The sequence below is a fragment of the Streptomyces sp. NPDC048434 genome (genome assembly GCF_043200375.1).
Lineage (GTDB): Bacteria > Actinomycetota > Actinomycetes > Streptomycetales > Streptomycetaceae > Streptomyces.
The window spans coordinates 303686-322307 of record NZ_JBICXQ010000001.1 but is presented as its reverse complement, the minus strand read 5'-3'; the positions used below and the strand labels follow the sequence as shown (position 1 = coordinate 322307).

Genomic DNA, 18622 nt, shown 5'->3' with positions numbered 1-18622 from the left:
ATGCCAGTTGTCGCACCAACAGTACAACCGTCCCCTAAGCCTCTAACGCCCCTTGAATCACTGGTGTTGACCAAGCCTCCTACCAGAGAGACCTATCGAACCCGCGCTCTGAGCTTGGGAATCAGGGGGCTCTCGGGTGCCCTGTACCTGCCTGACCAGCGCAGATGGCGCTATTGAGGGAGGTGCGAGCGGTTGAAACTCTGGCCCATGTTGACCGCTGTTCACCGCTCCATCTGGCACGGAAGTGGCACGGCTGCTCGCGGAGGTCGTAGTGCTGGCAGAAGCGTGCTGTTCTATGAGGCCGGCTCGGGAGTTCGATGCTGGCCGAACGGTTACGGGTTGCTGGTGTGATGAGGGGCCGTTGAGCCTGTTCGTTGTCTGTATGGCCTCATGCACCTGCAAAGTCCGACATCCGGTATTCGGCACAAGCGTCTGAGATCGAGGATGACCTCGCGTCGGCCCGCTTCGCGGGCTGGCGGATCACGCGGCAAGTCAATCGCGCCATCTGTTCCCTAACCTCGATCTTTCGTGACGGTTCCGTCGCTCTCTCCGGCGGGCTGTTTCGGTTGCTTGCGGTGCTCGTGGGCATGGCGCGGGCCCGCCTGTCGCGTCGGGTGGGCGCCGGGTTCCACGGCTCCGGTCGTGGTGGGGCTGCTCGTGGGGACGGGAAGCTGCTGGTCAGCCGGGGTTCGGGAGGGCATCGAGTCGTGTCAGGGCGCTTGTAATGACTTCGGTCCAGGGCCAGTGCTTCGCGAGGCGGAGGATGCGGCGGCGGCCGGTGGTGACGAGCTGGGCGGCAGCCGAGAACAGCCGCAGCCGCAGGCGGCGTGGCTCCCAGAGACGGGCGGTGCCGGTCAGGGCGAGCATCGGCATCCAGCCCAGCAGCTCCAGCGCGATCTGGGTGATCTCCAGCCAGATCTGGTTCTGCGCGGCATCATGCAGCGGAAGGTTGCGCAGGCCGGTGGACCGTGCGGCGCGGATGCGGTCCTCGGCGCGGGCCCGCTGGCGGTGCCGCAGCTCCAGCCCGGCGATCGGCGTGTCCTTGGTGTTGGTGGCGAAGCAGGTCAGCCTGTGGCCGTCGGCGTCGGTGAAGCGCAGCTGAGCCCCGGGGTGCGGACGTTCCTTGCGGACGATGAGCCGCATCCCCTCGGGCCAGTCTTTGAGGTAGTCACTGGTGAGTTAGGCGACCCAGGCACCGTCGCGGATCTCGCCGTCCGGTTCGACGGCCGGTATCCACGCCGATGCCGGGGCCTTCAAGACGGCCTGGTGGATGGCGTCGGTGATGGTCATCCCGACCGAGTACGACAGCCACCGCCCGCGGGATGCGAGCCAAGCCCACGAACTCGTGGGTGCCGCCGCCCGAGTCGCAGCGGATGAGCGTCTGACGTCCGCTCCTGTACTGCTTGGGCAGCTGGGCTAGGGCGAGCTGGGCGGCTTCGATGTGGTCGGCCGCGGTGTTGGAGCCCGCGTTGCCCGGCCGCAGCAGGCCCGCGACCGGTTCCCCGGACCCGCCCTGTCCATGGTCGACGAAGCCCATCAGCGGGTGGTGGCCGAAGGTCTTCTTCCAGGTCGCGGCGGCGCTGTTTGTCGGAGTGCGCGATGACGAGCACCCCGTCCAGGTCCACGATCACCCGGCCGTCCGCGTCCGGCGCCCTCTCACCGGCCAACCGCCAGACGTGTTCGCGTACTTGGGCACGGGCTGCGCGTATCGCCGCCAGGGCCCGCTTCCCGCCCACAGCGAGTGTGTCGACCAGCCGGGAGACCGTCGGGTCGGAGGCCACCAGCTCACCTGAAAAATGCCTCCGGTGACGGCGGCAACAAGGAGCTCGACAATCCTCATTCTCGCTGGTCAGATGCACTTTTCGTTTACGTGACCACCAGTCGGACAGCCCACCTTGTGAAAGCCCGAGCTTAGGCGACTCGATGGTCCAGATCGGCGGGCCGCATTTCCAGGGCGTGGTCCTCGACGTAGTCCAGTGCGTGTCGGACGGCTCCGATGGAGACGATGGCTTCGCCCAGCTGCGAGGCGGCGACCAGTGGGGGAGTCGATGTGTACGTCGGGAGCCGGTCGGTGAGGTCTGGGATGATCGCGTGGGCGGAATCGGCGACCGCGCCGCCGATGACGACCAGTGCCGGGTTGAGCAAGCAGCTCAGGGAAGCGATCACCCGGGCCATGGACGTGGCCAGCCGGTTCAGGATCTCCGCAGCCACGTGATCCCCGCCGGCCGCGGCGGCGAACACCATCTCTGCCGTGAGGTCGTCCGGGGAGTTGGGGCACATCTCGCTCAGTGAGGTCGGCGCGGCGGACAGGACAGCCTCCCTGCCCCACGTGCGCGCGAGCGTGGCCAGACCCAAAGGCCCTTCGACGCCCTCGATCATGCCTACGTAGCCCAGCTCACCGAAGCCGCCCCGGCTGCCGTGCAGAAGCCGCCCGGACTCGAAGACCCCCGCGCCGATGCGGTCGCCCGCGAGCAGGACGGCCAAATCGTCCACGCCCTGGGCTGCTCCACGCCACCGCTCCCCCAGGGCCGCAAGGTTGGCGTCGTTCTCCAACAGGACGTGCCACCCGTACTGGTCGGCAAGGGCCTTCGGCAGGTCGATGTCGAACATCTGCCAGTGGGCATCGGTGACCAGCACGGCCTCGTCCCGGCTGACGGGAGCGGCCACTCCCACGGAGACCGCGAGCACGGATACCGAGGGCACTTCGGCGTCTTCGAGCGCGGCCAGCACCGCACGGTTCACGACGTCAAGGCGCTCGGCGGCAGGGGCGCCCGCGCCGCTGAACGGCAGGGTCACCTTCGCAAGCGGCTCGCCCGAGAGGTCTGCCAGCATCACCCTGGTCTTCGCGTCACCCAAGTCGACGCCCAGCACATACCCGGCTCGGGCGTCGAACGCGAACCTGCGTGCCGGCCTCCCCTTGGCGTACTGAGCGTCCCGCTGGTTCTCCAGCTCCTTCACCCACCCCATCTCGACGAGGTCGTCGCAGATCGAGATGACGGTGGCACGCGTCAGCCCGGTCGCCTTCACGAGCTCGCTGGCAGTCATGACGCCGCCGGACTTCCGCATGATCGCCAGCAGGGCACCTGCGTTGACCCTGCGCAGCAGCTGCATCGAAGGTGCTGTTTCTGTCATACCCCTTGACCCCCTGATATCGGCTCCCCATACTAACCGCACCTCTTAGATTTAATACCTAGATTTAATTCCTGACAGCCGCAGCTCAGTGTTCGTTCACGACACCTTGCTGTTCGTCCACGAGGGGTCCTCATCGATGACGTTCGTCAGTTCCAGCCCCCAAGGCATAGCCACGACCACGCCCGGCCCCGATGCCACCTGGTGGCGGCAGGCGGTGGTGTACCAGATCTATCCGCGCAGCTTCGCCGACAGCAACGGCGATGGTGTGGGGGACCTCAACGGCATCACGTCGCGCGCCGACTACCTACAGGCGCTCGGCGTGGACGCGGTGTGGCTCAGCCCGTTCTACCCCTCGGCGCTGGCTGATGGCGGGTACGACGTGGACGACTACCGCGACGTCGACCCGATGCTGGGGACGCTGGAGGACTTCGACCGGATGGTCGCCGCGCTCCATGCGCGGGGGATCAAGGTCATCGTGGACATCGTCCCCAACCACACGTCGAACCGGCATGCATGGTTTCGACAGGCCCTGGCGGCGGGACGGGGCTCCGATGCTCGCGAGCGGTACATATTCCGCGAGGGCAGGGGCCCCGACGGTGCCGAGCCCCCGACCGACTGGCTGTCGGTCTTCGGTGGGCCTGCCTGGACGCGCGTCGGGGATGGCCAGTGGTACCTCCACCTCTTCGCCCCGGAGCAGCCCGACCTGAACTGGAACCGGCCGGACGTCCGTGAGGACTTCCTGGTCACGCTCCGCTTCTGGGCGGACCGCGGAGTCGACGGCTTCCGGGTCGACGTCGCCCACGGCTGCGCGAAGGACATGTCCGAGCCGCTGCCCACGCGGGCCGAGCTGACGCAGGGGTGGCAAGGCCCGCACCCCTACGAGGACCGCGACGAGGTTCACGAGATCTACGCCTCGTGGCGGCAGGTGTTCAACAGCTACGACCCTCCGCGTTTCGCTGTCGCTGAAGCCCACGTGCCGGCACACCGGCGCCCCCGCTACGCCAGTGCCGAAGGTCTGGGTCAGGCGTTCAACTTCGACCTGCTCCAGGCGCCGTGGGACGCGGCCGGCTTCCACCAGGTCATCACCGACAACCTCACGCTGGCCAAGGAGAGCGGGTCCAGCTCGACATGGGTGCTGTCCAACCACGACACGACCCGGCACGCCACCCGCTATGGGCTCATCGGCGCGGACGGTAAGGCCCCCGGAGGACAGGACGGCAAAGCGTGGATGGTGGCCGGCGCTGACCCGGCGGACTTGTACCGCGAGCTCGGGCTGCGGCGTGGCCTCGCGGCGACGGCGCTGATCCTGGCGCTACCGGGATCGACATACGTCTACCAGGGGGAGGAGCTCGGCCTGCACCAGGTGACCGACATCCCGGACGAGGCGCGGCAGGATCCCGCGTTCCACCGCACCCCGGGGGTCGAGGTGGGGCGGGACGGGTGCCGCGTGCCGCTGCCCTGGACCGCGGTGGGCCCGTCGTTCGGCTTCGGCGACGCTTCGGCGCACCTGCCCCAGCCCGCCGACTTCGCTCGCCACGCAACTGCCACCCAATGGCCCGATCCCAAGTCACCGCTGGGCATCTACCGGCAGCTGATCGGGACGCGGCGGGCCCTCATCACCGAGGAGGAGGCGCTGACCTGGCTCCCGTCGGCTCCTGACGTCCTGCACTTCGCCCGTCCGGGCGGATGGCACTGCGTCACCAACTTCGGCGACACCTCCTGCCCCCTTCCCGCAGGGCGGCTACTGACCTCCACCCGTCCCATCGAGGACGGCCTCCTGCCGGCCAACACCACCGTGTGGCTGCAACTCGACTCCGACCAGCGGAGCTGACCCGACCGGGTGCACCTGACCGTCTCGCTTGTCACGTGCTCCCACCCTTCCAAGCCCCTGCTTGAACCCTCGAAAGGCGACGACGATGTCCAACCTTCCCTTCACACAGCCGATAGGCCGCCGTGGCCTGCTCAAGGCGGGCCTGTTCGCAGGGGCCGGAGTGGCCGCTGCTCCGCTGCTCAGCGCCTGCGGCTCCACCGGTGGACCCGGTACAGCCGGGGGCCCGCTCACCTGGTCCGCGTGGGCCAACCCCGGGGAGGGGGAGCGCTTCCGCGAGTTCGCCAAGCAGCTGACCAAGAAGCTGGGGGTCCAGGTCAACTTCCAGCCCGTCGTGGGTGACTACGAGTCCAAGCTGCTGTCCCAACTCTCGGCCGGCTCGGCACCGGACGTCTTTTACGTCGGCGATGGCTCGATGTCCAAGATGATCGCGACAAGGCAACTCCGCGACCTCACGGACTACCTCGACAGCGGCAAGGCCCCGGTCAAGCTCAGTGACTTCCACAAGGGACTGATCCCCTGGTGCAGGCCCGCCGACGGCAGCCCCGGGCTGTTCGGCCTGCCGGTGGACTGCAACCCGACGGTCTTCTGGTTCAACAAGGACGTCCTGGCCGACGCCGGCGTCACCACCGACCCCGCCGCGCACTTCGAAGCCGGCACCTGGACCCAGGACGCGCTCACCGACCTGCTCGACAAGGTCCGCGCCACCAAGAAGAAGGGCCTGGTGATCGGCAGCGGGTGGTTCGACTGGTTCGGCTTCATCACCACCTTCGGCGGGACCGTCTTCGACGACACCGGCAAGGCCGTCTTCGACACCGACCCCAAGGCCCAGGACGCGCTCACCTGGCTGTTCGAGCAGCTCAAGTCCGGCAACATCACCTACGGCGGCTCGCTGCCCAAGGGCCAGAGCGTCGACGCGCTGTTCTACGCCGGCCGGCTCGCCACCATGCAGTACGGTCGCTGGGTCCTGCCGAACGTCAAGAAGCTCAAGTTCGGCTACGACATCGCCCCCTACCCCTCCCTGTCCGGCAAGGACATCATGCCCGTGCCGGTGGCCACGGCCGCGCTGGTGGTCAACGCCAAGGCCAAGAACCGGCAGAAAGCGCTGGAGCTCCTCGGCGACTACGTCAGCGCGGAAGGACAGACGTTCCGCCTGTCCGGCGGCGGCAACGCCGTACCGTCGATCGAGGGCCTGGACCGGGTCGTCACCGAGGGCCACCTGCCCGCCCACGGCAAGCTCTTCAACGACATCGCCGCCAAGGGCTACGCACTTCCGACGACGCTTGCCGGCAACCCCAAGCTCTCCGCCGACTTCGCCCAGCTGGCCAACAAGCTGTTCATGGCCCGCAACCAGACCGCGAAGTCGTTCAGCGGCAAGCTCGTCAAGTTGCTCAACGGGGCCTCCTGATGGCCACGCTCACCACCCGCCCCCGACCCCAGGCGCCGCCAACGCCCAAGGCCCCGGGTGCAGCCCGGCGCCGACGCCGCAAGGACGCGGCCGCAGCATATGTGTTCCTGGCACCCCAGCTGCTCGGACTGGTGGTGTTCATGGTCGGCCCGCTGCTGTTCGCGCTCGTACTGGCCTTCTCCCACTGGGACGGCTTCGGTGCGCGCTCCTTCGCCGGTATCAGCAACTTCGTGGACATCCTGTCCAACCCGCGCATCCAGCGCTCAGCCCTCAACACCGTCTGGTTCACCGCTCTTCAGGTACCCGGACTGATGCTCACCGCCCTCTTCTTCGCTGTGCTGATGCAGCGCGCAGGAAGGCTCACCCCGCTCTACCGGCTGGCGTTCGTCGCCCCGGTGGTCACCTCCTCGGTCGCGGTCGGCGCGATCTGGCTGTGGCTGTTCAACCCCGAGATCAGCCCGGTCAACAACGCGCTGCGCGCCATCGGCCTCCCGGCACCGGACTGGCTCCAGGACGCCCGGTTCATCATCCCCGCCTTCGCGATCATCGGCATCTGGCAAGGACTGGGCTACCAGCTGATCATGTTCATGGCCGGGCTGAAGAACATCGGCCGCTCCTACCTGGAGGCCGCCGAGCTGGACGGGTGCTCGCAGTGGCAGAAGCTGCGGCATGTCACTCTCCCGTTGCTGTCGCCGACGATCCTGTTCCTGTCCATCACCTCGATCATCGGTTCGTTCCAGGTGTTCGACTACATCTACATCTTCATGGACACCACGGCTCCGGACCCCGCCCGCACGATCGTCTACGAGGTCGTGCAGATCGCGTTCCGCGAGTTCAACTTCGGCCAGGCCTCGGCCCTTGCCTTCCTCCTGTTCCTGGCCCTGCTGTCGCTCACCGGCCTCCAGCTCGCGGCCCAGAAGAGATGGGTCCATTACGCCGAATGACTATCTTCGCCAACCCCCTCACCCGCGCCCTCGACGCCACCGCACGCAGCGACGCCAAGGGCAACCGCCCCGCCCCCCACAAGCTGCTGCTGCACACGGTGCTCATCATCGGCGCTCTCGCCATGGCGCTGCCGTTCGTGTGGATGATCTTCTCCTCGTTCAAGCCCTTGGACGAGATCTTCATGCAGCCGCCCAAACTGCTCCCGCACAACTGGAACCTCCAGGGCTACCGCACCGCCTTCGACGGCGCCGACTTCGTCCGCGGTTTTTGGAACAGCACCTACATCGCGCTCACGGTCACCGTGGTCTCCCTCATCACCTCGGCGATGGCCGCGTACGCCTTCGCGCGGATCGAATTCCCAGGCCGCCGTGGGCTGTTCATGGTCTTCCTGGCGACGATGATGGTCCCCGGCCAGCTCACGATCATCCCGCTCTACCTCATCATGGGCTGGCTGCACTGGGTGGACACCCATGCCGCGCTCATCGTCCCACCGTCGCTGTTCAACGCCTTCGGCGTCTTCCTGCTGCGGCAGTACATCAAAGGCATCCCGCTGGAGCTGGAGCATGCGGCCCGGCTCGACGGCGCGGGACGCATCCGCACCTTCACCTCGATCATCCTGCCGCTGCTGCGCACCCCGCTCACGGCACTCGGCATCTTCACTTTCCTGGCCCAGTGGAACAGCTTCTTCTACCCACTGATCTTCCTCAACAGCGAGGACAAATTCACGCTGCCCTTGCTGGTCAACCAGTTCAAAGGCCAATACGGCGCCGACTGGACCGCCCTGATGGCCGCCACCACCCTGGCGGCGGTCCCGCTGCTCGTCGTCTTCGTGATCGCCCAACGCCAGATCGTCGAGGGCATCGCCCTGTCCGGTTCCAAGTCCTGAGCCCAGGCATACAGCCGACTTCAGCACCGAAAAGTGAGTGACGTGAGTCTCGACCAGCACTTTGTCCGCTTCACCCGAGCCAAATCCGTCCAGAAGTCACCCACCGGCCTCCTCGCCGAGCTGTGTGGGGAAGTCCGTGGCGAATTGCTGCGCGTCGAAGTCGTCCGTGACGACGTGGTGCGCCTCAAGATCAGCCGCGGGGGCGTCTTCGACGAGCAGCCCACCTTCGCGGTCTGCGCCGACACCACTGGTGCCGACGTGGCGTTCGAGGTGTCCGTCGATGACGCCCTGGCACGCATCACCACCGCGCGCCTGGTGGTGTCGGTGTGGCTGGACCCCTTCCGGATCGACATCCACCGCCCGGACGGGTCCGTGGTCTTCGAGACCGCCCAGGGCGCGGACGGGACGTACCAGACCTACGCCACCCTGAACGACGCGTTCACGTTCGCCCGGAAGTGCCGGCCCGACGACGCCGTCTACGGGCTGGGCGAGAAGACGGGGCGGCAGAACCGCAAGGGCCGCGACTTCACGCTGTGGAACACCGACGTCCTGAACCCCTCGGCGACCGGCGAGTTCACTGCTGGGCGTGCGGCCACCGACCCGAGGACCGACCCCCTCAGCACCGAGTTCGATCCCTACTACGTCTCGATTCCGTTCTCCTACCACCAAGACGCCCGGTCGGGGGACATCGCGGCATCCTTCGTGGACAACGGCTGTCGCGGCGCGTACGACTTCACGCAGGGTGGCCAGTACCGGGTGCACTTCGCGGGTGGGCAGTACACCGAGTACGTGTTCGCCGGCCCTGACATGCCGGGAATCCTCAAGTCCTACACCTGGCTCACGGGGCGGATGAGTCTGCCCCCTATCTGGTCCCTGGGGTACCACCAGTGCCGGTGGCACCGCTACTCCCAGGACGACATCGAGGCCCTGGCACGCCGGTTCCGAGAGCAGGACATTCCCTGCGACGCGCTGTGGCTGGACATCGAGTACATGGACGGCTACCGGGTCTTCACCTGGGACCGTGACCTCTTCCCCGACGTCGACGCCATGCTGGCGCACCTGGAGGACGACGGCTACCGGCTCATCACCATCATCGACCCCGGCGTCAAGGCCGAGCCCGGCTACCCGGTGTTCGACGAGGCGGTCGAGCGCGGCGTCCTGTGCCAGACCGAGGGTGGGGACCTCTACATCGGCCAGGTCTGGCCCGGAAACACCGCGTTTCCGGACTTCGCCACCGAGGAAGCGCGGCAGTGGTGGGGCGAGCTCAACGCGGCGCACGTCCAGTCCGGGCTGGCCGGCATCTGGAACGACATGAACGAGCCAGCAACCGGCGAGATCTCCCCGACGGGGATGCGGTTCGGCAAGGGCGCGTACCCGCACGAGCGGTACCACAACCAGTACGCGCTGCTCATGGCCATGGGCACCACCGCAGGCCTGCTCCAGGCCATGCCCGGCAAGCGGACCTTCGTCCTCTCCCGCGCCGGCTCGGCCGGCATCCAGCGGTACGCGGCCAACTGGATGGGCGACAACGTCGCCAACTGGGACCACCTCAAGCTGAGCATCCCGATGGCCACCGGCTTCGGGATCTCCGGCCAGGCCTTCGTCGGAGCCGACATCGGCGGGTTCAACGGCCACACCAACCCCGAGCTGTTCGCCCGCTGGATGCAGTACGGCGCTCTGGCTCCGTTCTGCCGCAATCACTCGGTCATGGGCAATCGGGACCAGTACCCCTGGTCCTTCGGTGACGCCGTTGAGAGCATCGTGCGGGACGCGATCCGCCTGCGCTACCGGCTGCTGCCCTACCTCTACAGCAGCTTCGTCCGGGCAGCCGAGACCGGAGCACCCGTGCAGAGACCCCTGGTCTTCGATTATCAGTACGACCCGGCGGTCTCCGATATCGACGACGAGTACCTGTTCGGCCCGGACCTGCTCGTGGCCCCTGTCTTCGAGGCAGGCACCACCAGCCGGCAGGTGTACCTGCCGGCAGGGCACTGGTACGACTGGCACACCGACCAGGTCCACGACGGCCACCGGCATGTCGTCGCCCAGGCTCCGATGGACCGCATCCCCCTCTACGCCCGCGCGGGCGCGGTGGTCCCCATGTGGGCCCAGGCGCCGTCATCAACCCACGGGCACGCGCCGTCCTCGGTGGAGCTGCACCTGTTCGTCCCCGCCGAAGAGGCCACCCACGAGTCCTTCCTCCAGGAGGACGACGGCCTCACCTTCGACGCGACACAGGGCGCCTGCATCCGAACCGCCTTCGCCGTGACCCGCGCCGGGGACACCGTCACCCTCCAGGCCACCGTCACCGGCGACGGGTTCGACGGGTTCGCCCGCGACGAGCTCGTCATCGTCGTGCACGGCGCCGAGCCGGAGAGCGTCCGTGTCGACGGCACGACAACCGCGCCGTCAGGCCACAGGATCACCGTCCCCAACAGCGGGCAGGGCTTCACCCTGGAGTTCGACCTGTGAAGCTCCTTCGCCACATCCGGCCGGCTCACCCTCGACACCACCCGCCGGCCCCCGCGAACGAGATGCCCACCCCGATCTGAGAGGCCGGGCCGCCTGGCGGTGGCGCCGCACGCGAAACGCGCCTGCACTGGTCGCACTGCGCCAGCGAGGCAGGTGCTCGGCGCCGGTGGCTTCGAAGGCGTCCGGACCCATCCCCGCCGTCCGGGCGCCGTCGCGGCCACCGGTTCCGCCTGCGGCTCACACGCACCGACGCTCCGAGCGGGCATGGGCCGCACGCTCGCGCGCACCCAGAACCTCCTCCCTCCCGAGCCCTACGGCTCCGACGTCCGCCGGCCGGTGCCGGCTGCCTGAAAGGTCACTGTCCGATGGCGATCCCCGATGTGCCGTGGTGGCGCGACGCCGTGATGTACCAGATCTATCTGCGCAGTTTCCGCGACGGGAACGGCGACGGGGTGGGTGACCTGCACGGCGCCAGGGCCCAACTGCCCTACCTGGCCATGCTGGGTGTCGACGGGTTGTGGCTCAGCCCCTGCTTCCCGTCCCCGCAGCACGACCACGGCTACGACGTGTCGGACTACTGCGCGATCGATCCGCTCTTCGGCGACCTCGCCGCATTCGACCGGCTGATCACCGACGCACACGCCCTGGGACTCAAGGTCATCCTCGACGTCGTCCCCAACCACTGCTCCCGCGAGCACCCGTGGTTTCGCGAAGCGCTTGCGGCCGGACCGGCAAGCGCCGCCCGCGCCCGGTTCCACTTCGCCGACGGGCGCGGCGAGCACGGGGAGTTGCCGCCGAACAACTGGCGGGCCATGTTCGGCGGTCCCGCCTGGACCCGAATCCGGGAGGCCGACGGCCGCCTGGGGCAGTGGTACCTGCATCTGTTCACCCCTCACCAGCCGGACTTCAACTGGCGCCACCCACAGGTCGCGGACTCCTTCGACGAAGTCCTGTGCTTCTGGCTGGACCGGGGGGTAGACGGCTTCCGCATCGATGTCGCGGTCGGGCTGTTCAAGCACCCCGAGCTGCCCGACTCACCGGACCCCACCGCCGACGAGGACGCGCGCGACGCCGTCAACCCGCTGGCCTGGAACCGGCCCGAGGTGCACGAGGTCTGGCGCCGCTGGCGGGCGATCTGCGACGCCTACACCGCCCGGGACGGACGGGAGCGCACCCTGGTGGGAGAAGTGGCCGTTCCCACGCCCGCGGACCAGGCCGCCTATCTGCGCCCCGACGAACTCCACCAGGCCTTCTACTTCGACCTGCTGCACACCCCCTGGGACGCCGCGGCCTTCCGCGCCCGGATAGACGCCGCGCTGAAGGACATCGCGTCCACCGGTGCACCGGTCACCTGGGTGCTGAACAACCACGACCAGCAGCGCACCCCCACCCGCTACAGCCGCGGGGCGCTGCCCGGCGAACAGCCGGATCCCGAGCGCGGCGCGGCCAGGGCCCGGGCGGCGGCGCTGCTGATGCTGGCCCTGCCCGGCAGCGCCTACCTCTACCAAGGCGAGGAACTCGGCCTGCCCGAGGTCACCGACCTGCCGCCGCACGCCCTGACCGACCCCCTCGTGGCCGCGACCGGCGACCCGGCCAAGGGCCGCGACGGATGCCGCGTACCGCTTCCCTGGACCGGAGAGCAGGCGCCGTTCGGCTTCTCCGACACGCCGGTGCACCAGCCGTGGCTGCCACAGCCACCTTGGTTCGCCCCATACTCCGTGCAGCGCCAGCGTCGCGACAGCGAGTCCAGCTGGCACCTCTACCGCGACGCCCTGCACCTGCGCCGCAGCCTCACCTCGCTCCGTGACGCCACACTGAGCTGGCTGCCGGGCCCCCCGGACACCGTGGTCTTCGGCCGGGGGCCGGGCTTCGTGTGCGCCGTGAACTTCACCAACGCCCCTGTCACCGCACCCGTTCCCCGAAAACCACTGCTGTCCAGCCTCCCTTGCGATGAAGGAAAGCTCGCGGCCAACAGCGCTGCCTGGTGGCTCGTGGACCGCCTCCCGGACTGACTGTTCGCCCCCGCAGCGCTGGGACCTAAAGGGTTGGCGATGGCCGACGGTGCGCCCCCGGACAGTGGTTCCGCAAGGTGATCCGGGCGGTCGGAAAGACCGCGCCCCGCGTCCTCCGAGCGGTCAGCCGAGGCCATCCTCAACACCGCACATAACACCGCACACCTGGCAGAATCACCTACCGCAATAGTTCTCTTGGAGCTCCTGTTGGAACACTCACCCCGCTCTGCGCTGTACCTCGATCCCGACGCGTCCGTGGAAGCGAGGACCCATGACCTGCTGGCGCGGATGACCCTGCCGGAGAAGGTGGGGCAGTTGCTGCAGCTCGACGCTCGCCAGGATCTGGTGGACATCGTGTCTGCCAGGCTGGCCGGGTCGATCCTGCACGCGTCCCCCACGCGGATGCGGGAGGCCATCGCACTGGCCCGGCGGACCCGGCTCGGCATTCCGCTGCTGACCGCCGACGACTGCATCCACGGTCACTCGTTCTGGCCCGGAGCGACGATCTTCCCGACCCAGCTTGCCATGGCCTGCACCTGGGATCCCGCGCTGCTCCAGCAGGCCGCCCGCGCCGCCGCCACCGAGATCTCGGCGACCGGAATCCACTGGACGTTCTCACCGGTGCTGTGTATTACCCGGGACCTTCGCTGGGGCCGGGTCAACGAGACATTCGGGGAAGACCCGTTCCTGATCGGCGAGCTGGGGGCCGCGATGGTGCGCGGCTACCAGGGCGAGGGCCTCGGCGACCCGACCGCCGTCCTGGCGTGCGCGAAGCACTTCGCCGGCTACTCCGAGACCCAGGGCGGGCGGGACGCGAGCGAGGCCGACCTGACCCCGCGCAAGCTGCGCTCCTGGTTCCTGCCACCGTTCGAACGGGCGGTCCGCGCCGGATGCCGCACTTTCATGCTCGGCTACCAGTCGATCGACGGGGTGCCGATCACCGCGAACCGGTGGCTGATCAACGACGTGCTCAAGGGCGAATGGGGCTTCACCGGAACGCTGGTGACCGACTGGGACAACGTCGGCCGGATGGTCTGGGAGCAGAAGGTCTGCGCCGACGCCGTCGAGGCAGCGGCCCTCGCCATCAACTCCGGCAACGACCTCATCATGACCACTCCCGACTTCTTCCAGGCCGCCCAGACGGCGGTCGCGCGCGGCCTGGCCGACGAGAGGCAGATCGACGACGCCGTTCGACGGGTCCTGCGCCTCAAGTTCGAGCTGGGCCTCTTCGAAGACCCCCGCGCCCCCGACCCCGAGCGGCAGAAGGCGGTGATCGGCTGCCGGGAACACACCGAGCTCAACCTCCGGACCGCGCGCCGCTCCCTGGTACTGCTGCGCAACGACGGAACTCTACCTTTCGAAGGGGGACTGACCGGCGACGGGCTCGGCCGCGCCGTCAGCCAGGGCCCACCGCGCACGATCGCGGTCATCGGCCCGAACGCCGACAGCCCACAGGCCATGCTCGGCGACTGGGCCGGGGCCTCCGGCCAGGTCGACTGGATGCCGGACGGTCAGCCACGCCAGCTGGTGGAGACCGTGCTCGACGGACTGCGTGCTGTCGCGCCCGCTGACTGGACGGTGACCCACACGGTCGGAGCCGACATCGAGGTTCTCGCCCCCGATCCCCGGGGGCCGTTCTGGCCCGACGGCCAACCGCGGCCGCCCGTCCTCAGCCCTGCCCCGGTCGATCAGGAACAACTCCGGCAGGCCACCGCCGCCGCGAAGGCCGCCGACTACGCCGTGGTAGTCGTGGGCGACACCATCGCCCTCACCGGCGAGGGGTGCTCGACGGCCACACTGGATCTCCAGGGCGGCCAGATCGCCTTGCTCGACGCGATCGCCGCCACCGGCACACCCACGATCGTGGTGCTGATCCAGTCCAAGCCGAGCACCCTCCCGGACTCCGCGCTGAACGCGGCGGCACTCGTCGAGGCGTTCAACCCAGGCATGCGCGGTGGCCGTGCCATCGCCGAACTCCTCTTCGGACTCATCGAGCCCAGCGGCCGGCTGCCCATCTCCTTCGCACGACACGTCGGGCAGCAGCCCGTCTTCTACAACCAAGTGCGCGGCCAGCACGGAGACCGCTACGCGGACCTCAGTCAGGACCCGTTGTTCGCGTTCGGCGAGGGCCTCAGCTACACCACCGTCACCTACTCCAACCTTGTCCTGCGGGACCAGAACGTATCCGCGGACGGCACGGTCCACGCGACAGTGCGCCTCACGAACACCGGCAGCCGCCCCGCTCTGGAAACCGTTCAGACCTACGTCAGCGATCTCACCACCAGCGTCACCTGGGCCGAGCAGGAACTGAAGGCGTTCGTCCAGGCCGAGATCCCCCCGGGTGAGGCCGTCGACGTCGACATTCGTATCCCCGCCTCGCACTGCTCACTCGTCACGGCCGACAACCGCCGGGTCGTCGAACCCGGCGAATTCGAACTCCGTGTCGGCCCCAGCTCACGGCACGAGCAACAACTGACCGCACGTTTCCGCATCCAGAAATGAAGGCAGTATGAAGGCGGCATGAATGCGGTGCCAAGTGAAAACGGGAGGGGACCTCCGCGGGGTTCGAACGCACAGCCGAGAAGCTCAACGCGCTGTCGGAGACGGCCCGTTCGTACGGCATCCGACTCGGCTACCACAACCACGCGTCGGAGATCGAGCCGCGGATCGGCGGACGCCACGCGCTGGAGGCGCTGGCCGACCTGCTCGCGCCCGAGGTCTTCTTCGAGATCGACACCTACTGGGCAGCCGTCGGCGGCGCCGATGTCCCCGCTCTGCTGCGGCGGCTCGGCGACCGTGTGCTCGCACTCACGTCAAGGACGGACCAGTCGTCAAGGGCGCACCCAACACCGCCGTGGGCCAGGGCGCCATGCCCGACTCCGAGATCCTCGCCGCCGCGCCGCAGGCGCTGCGCGTCGTCGAACTCGCCGCCTGCGCAACCGACATCGTCCAGGCGCTCGCCGCCAGCCACGCCCACCTCACCGCTTTGGAGCAGGCATGACGACAGGACCTGTGGGCGTCGCCCTGGCTGGCGCCGGAGTCATCAGCACCGCATCCTCTACGTGCTGCACACCGGGATCCAGTGGGAGTACCTGCCCCAGGAGCTTGGCTTCGGCTCAGGCATGACGTGCTGGCGACGTCTTCGGGACTGGAACGAAGCCGGCGTGTGGCAGCGGCTGCACGAGGTCCTGCTAGCTGAGCTGAACGCAACGGCAAAGCTCGACTGGTCCCGCTGTGTGGTCGACTCCTCCCACGTCCGGGCGTTAAAAGGGGGAGCCACACTGGCCCGTCGCCGGTCGACCGGGGCCGGGCCGGCTCGAAACACCACCTGATCACCGACGGACACGGCACCCCGCTCGCGGTCCTGCTGACCGGCGGCAACCGCAACGACGTCACCCAGCTCATGCCCTTGCTCGACGCGATCCCGCCCGTACGCGGCCGAGTGGGCCGTCCACGCCGCAAGCCAGACTCACTGTTCGCCGACCGCGGCTACGACCACGGCATCTACCGCGACCAGGTCCGCGAGCGCGGCATCGTGCCGGCCATCGCTCGCCGTGGTACCCGACATGGCACCGGGCTGGGTACCTACCGCTGGGTGATCGAGCGGAGTTTTGCGTGGCTGCACGGCTTTCGGCGCCTGCGGATCCGGTGGGAACAACGGGCAGACATGCACGAAGCGTTCCTCAAACTCGCCTGCTGCCTGATCGCTCACCGACAACTCGGCTCATTGTGTTAGCCGTTGTAAGACGATCAAGCGGCAGATGACCGACGCGGATCCTTCAGACTCCTCCGTACCCGCGTCCTGCTGCGATCGTGACCGTCACGAAATTCCGCCCAGACCCATTTTCAAGGAGCCTCATCAAAGCGCCAAATCCTGGTGGGACAGGCCCGCAGAGTAAGCGACGATCGCCGCTTGGACCCGGTTGTTCAAGCGGAGCATTCGCAGGATCCGGCTGACGTGCGCCTTGACCTGAGACTCCGTCAGGCCGTTGCAATTGGCGATCTCGGCATTGGACAAGCCCTCGGCAATGAGGGCGAGGATCGTGCGCTGCTCCTTTGGGAGAGCGCGCAAGCGCTCCTGTGCGCTGGAGGACGGCGAGACCTCGGGAGGCGTGAAACGCTGGATCAGCGACCGAGTCATCGACGGGGAGATGATGGCGTCGCCGTTCGCTACTGCTTTGACGGCGTTCATCAGGTCATACGGCGAGACATCCTTGACAAGGAAGCCGTCGGCCCCGCCCTTGAGGGCCGCGAAAAGGTACTCATCTTGCGCATACGACGTAAGCATCACCACTCGTGGCGGCTGCGGAAGGAGCGCCATTTCGCGAGCGGCGGCGAGTCCGTCCATGACGGGCATACGGATATCCATGATGGCGACGTCCGGTTGAAGTCGGCGAGCAGTGTCGATGGCCTGTGAGCCGTCGGTGGCCTCGGCGACCACGGTGATATCGTCATCGGATTCGAGCACGAGACGGATGCCCTGCCGCACCATTGCCTCGTCGTCCGCCAGCAGCACCCGGATCATCGAACTCCCCAGGGGGAGCGGGCTTCGGGCACTCCTGCGCACCCCGCGGTCCGCCGGCCGTGCTCGAATCGGCGGGGGCATCGGCTGGTATGCGGGCAATCAGAGTGAACCCGCCCTGCGGCGTTGCAGAAGCCCGCACGGTTCCCCCCAGCGCGGATACTCGTTCGCGTATTCCGATGAGACCGTTGCCGCCCCCCAGGGTCGACACGGCCGGCTCGGGCGGCCGGCCGTTGCGGACGCAGACATCCAGGCTCCGGGCGGACACCGCAGCCATCACGCGGATCTCGGATCCGGGGGCATGCCGGACCGCGTTCGCGATCCCCTCCTGGACCACACGATAGGCGGCCTGTTGCGCCGCCACGCCGACTTTCTGGGGCTTTCCGATGACGTGACACGTAGCTAATACGCCGACACGACGCACCCCGTTCACCAAAGCCTCAACGTCCCACTGCCACGGTTCGGTGCTGATCTCCGGCGAAGCGGCTGGCACCTCTGCCTGCCCGTCCCCGTTCTCGCACCTCAACGCGGCCAGCAGGTCACGGAGTTCACCCATTGCGCGTCGCCCCAGATCGCCGAGGAGACGGGCACTCCGGTGCGCCGGTGACCCTTTTGGCTCACTGATTTCCAGAGCCCCTGACTGGATGACGATGAGCCCCACATAGTGGGCGACTACGTCATGGATGTCTCGGGCGATCCGTGCGCGCTCCTCCAGCCTGGCGTTCCGGGTGGCCAACTCCTGTTCCCACTGGAGTTGTTCCGCCCTGAGCTGCAGGCTGCGTATGAGGGCCCGATGTGTGCGCACCGTGGTGGCCGCCAGTGTCGGAGCGACGAGCATCGGCACCAGGTAGCCCACCGCGAACTCCTGAACAAACAGCAGCACGGGAGGTCGTTCGCCGACAAACAGCAGAAAGTCCAGGAGCGGCCCGCCCGACCCGGCAAGACCGACCGCCACCGCCCAGCGGCTCCAGCCACGCACGACCAGCGTGTAGACCGCTACGGGAAAGGTGGTTCCGCAACCTCCAAGCCATAGGTCGACGATGGAAGTCACGGCCAGGACCAATGGCAGCCGACGTCTGGTCAGAAGGGAGAGAGCTGCGAGGATTTCCGCAACCGTGATCGCCACGTAAAGGGCATCAGAGGGTGCCCCGCTGCCAGGTGGCGAGGACGCCGTGCGCCAGAGCGGCTGGAACACCAGCGCTTGCAGAAGGCCGTAAGTGAGCGCGGCCACCGCGAGCGCGGCATCGATCACGAAGGCCCGACTGATCGTCAGCCGCTTCTGGTGCCGGTGCGGCCGGGGCTTAGATCGCCTCGCGGGCGGTCTCTTTCGCCCCGCCTGCGGTCCGCCCCGCGCCACGACTCCCCGCAGCCCCCTGATCCCGAATATCATCGCCGTCCTTCATGCCGAATCCCGTCG

Annotated in this window: 11 protein-coding genes and 2 pseudogenes; 9 read left to right on the top strand and 4 right to left on the bottom strand. The window is 68.0% G+C overall.

The window, feature by feature from the left end; translation table 11 throughout:
* Positions 1-678: 678 nt before the first annotated feature.
* Positions 679-1781: pseudogene (locus ACGFWI_RS01515) on the bottom strand (IS1380 family transposase); the annotation flags it as partial.
* Positions 1782-1911: 130 nt separating this feature from the next.
* Positions 1912-3132 (bottom strand): ROK family protein, encoded by a 1221-nt coding sequence (locus tag ACGFWI_RS01510; protein ID WP_393903853.1) that lies wholly within the window; start codon positions 3130-3132, stop codon positions 1912-1914.
* Positions 3133-3268: 136 nt separating this feature from the next.
* On the opposite strand from ACGFWI_RS01510, the gene ACGFWI_RS01505 reads away from it, so the two are divergent.
* From ACGFWI_RS01505 to ACGFWI_RS01465, 9 genes and pseudogenes are all read left to right on the top strand, one after another.
* Positions 3269-4963, top strand: a complete 1695-nt coding sequence (locus ACGFWI_RS01505) for a glycoside hydrolase family 13 protein (protein WP_393903852.1) — start codon at positions 3269-3271, stop codon at positions 4961-4963.
* Positions 4964-5048: 85 nt separating this feature from the next.
* Positions 5049-6368, top strand: coding sequence for an ABC transporter substrate-binding protein (locus tag ACGFWI_RS01500; protein WP_393903851.1), 1320 nt, complete (start codon positions 5049-5051; stop codon positions 6366-6368).
* Positions 6368-7312: a carbohydrate ABC transporter permease gene (locus tag ACGFWI_RS01495; protein WP_393903850.1), complete on the top strand. Its 945-nt coding sequence runs from the start codon at positions 6368-6370 to the stop codon at positions 7310-7312. Before ACGFWI_RS01500 ends, ACGFWI_RS01495 begins: the two co-directional genes overlap by 1 nt.
* A complete protein-coding gene (locus tag ACGFWI_RS01490; RefSeq protein ID WP_393903849.1) occupies positions 7309-8199 on the top strand; it encodes a carbohydrate ABC transporter permease in 891 nt (296 codons plus the stop codon). Before ACGFWI_RS01495 ends, ACGFWI_RS01490 begins: the two co-directional genes overlap by 4 nt.
* 42 nt (positions 8200-8241) lie before the next feature.
* Positions 8242-10671, top strand: coding sequence for a TIM-barrel domain-containing protein (locus ACGFWI_RS01485; RefSeq protein WP_393903848.1), 2430 nt, complete (start codon positions 8242-8244; stop codon positions 10669-10671).
* A 365-nt stretch (positions 10672-11036) separates the two neighbouring features.
* Positions 11037-12683: an alpha-amylase family glycosyl hydrolase gene (locus ACGFWI_RS01480; RefSeq protein WP_393903847.1), complete on the top strand. Its 1647-nt coding sequence runs from the start codon at positions 11037-11039 to the stop codon at positions 12681-12683.
* A gap of 207 nt (positions 12684-12890) precedes the next feature.
* Entirely contained in the window at positions 12891-15185 is a 2295-nt protein-coding gene (locus tag ACGFWI_RS01475) for a glycoside hydrolase family 3 N-terminal domain-containing protein (protein WP_393903846.1), read from the top strand.
* A gap of 367 nt (positions 15186-15552) precedes the next feature.
* Entirely contained in the window at positions 15553-15684 is a 132-nt protein-coding gene (locus tag ACGFWI_RS01470; RefSeq protein ID WP_393904006.1) for a hypothetical protein, read from the top strand.
* Positions 15656-16419: pseudogene (locus tag ACGFWI_RS01465) on the top strand (IS5 family transposase); the annotation flags it as partial. The gene ACGFWI_RS01470 and the pseudogene ACGFWI_RS01465, both read left to right, overlap by 29 nt.
* A 123-nt stretch (positions 16420-16542) precedes the next feature.
* On the opposite strand, the gene ACGFWI_RS01460 reads toward ACGFWI_RS01465, so the two are convergent.
* Both ACGFWI_RS01460 and ACGFWI_RS01455 read right to left on the bottom strand, forming a co-directional pair.
* Positions 16543-17208 (bottom strand): response regulator, encoded by a 666-nt coding sequence (locus ACGFWI_RS01460; protein ID WP_393903845.1) that lies wholly within the window; start codon positions 17206-17208, stop codon positions 16543-16545.
* Positions 17135-18457: a sensor histidine kinase gene (locus tag ACGFWI_RS01455; RefSeq protein ID WP_393903844.1), complete on the bottom strand. Its 1323-nt coding sequence runs from the start codon at positions 18455-18457 to the stop codon at positions 17135-17137. Before ACGFWI_RS01455 ends, ACGFWI_RS01460 begins: the two co-directional genes overlap by 74 nt.
* Positions 18458-18622: the final 165 nt, after the last annotated feature.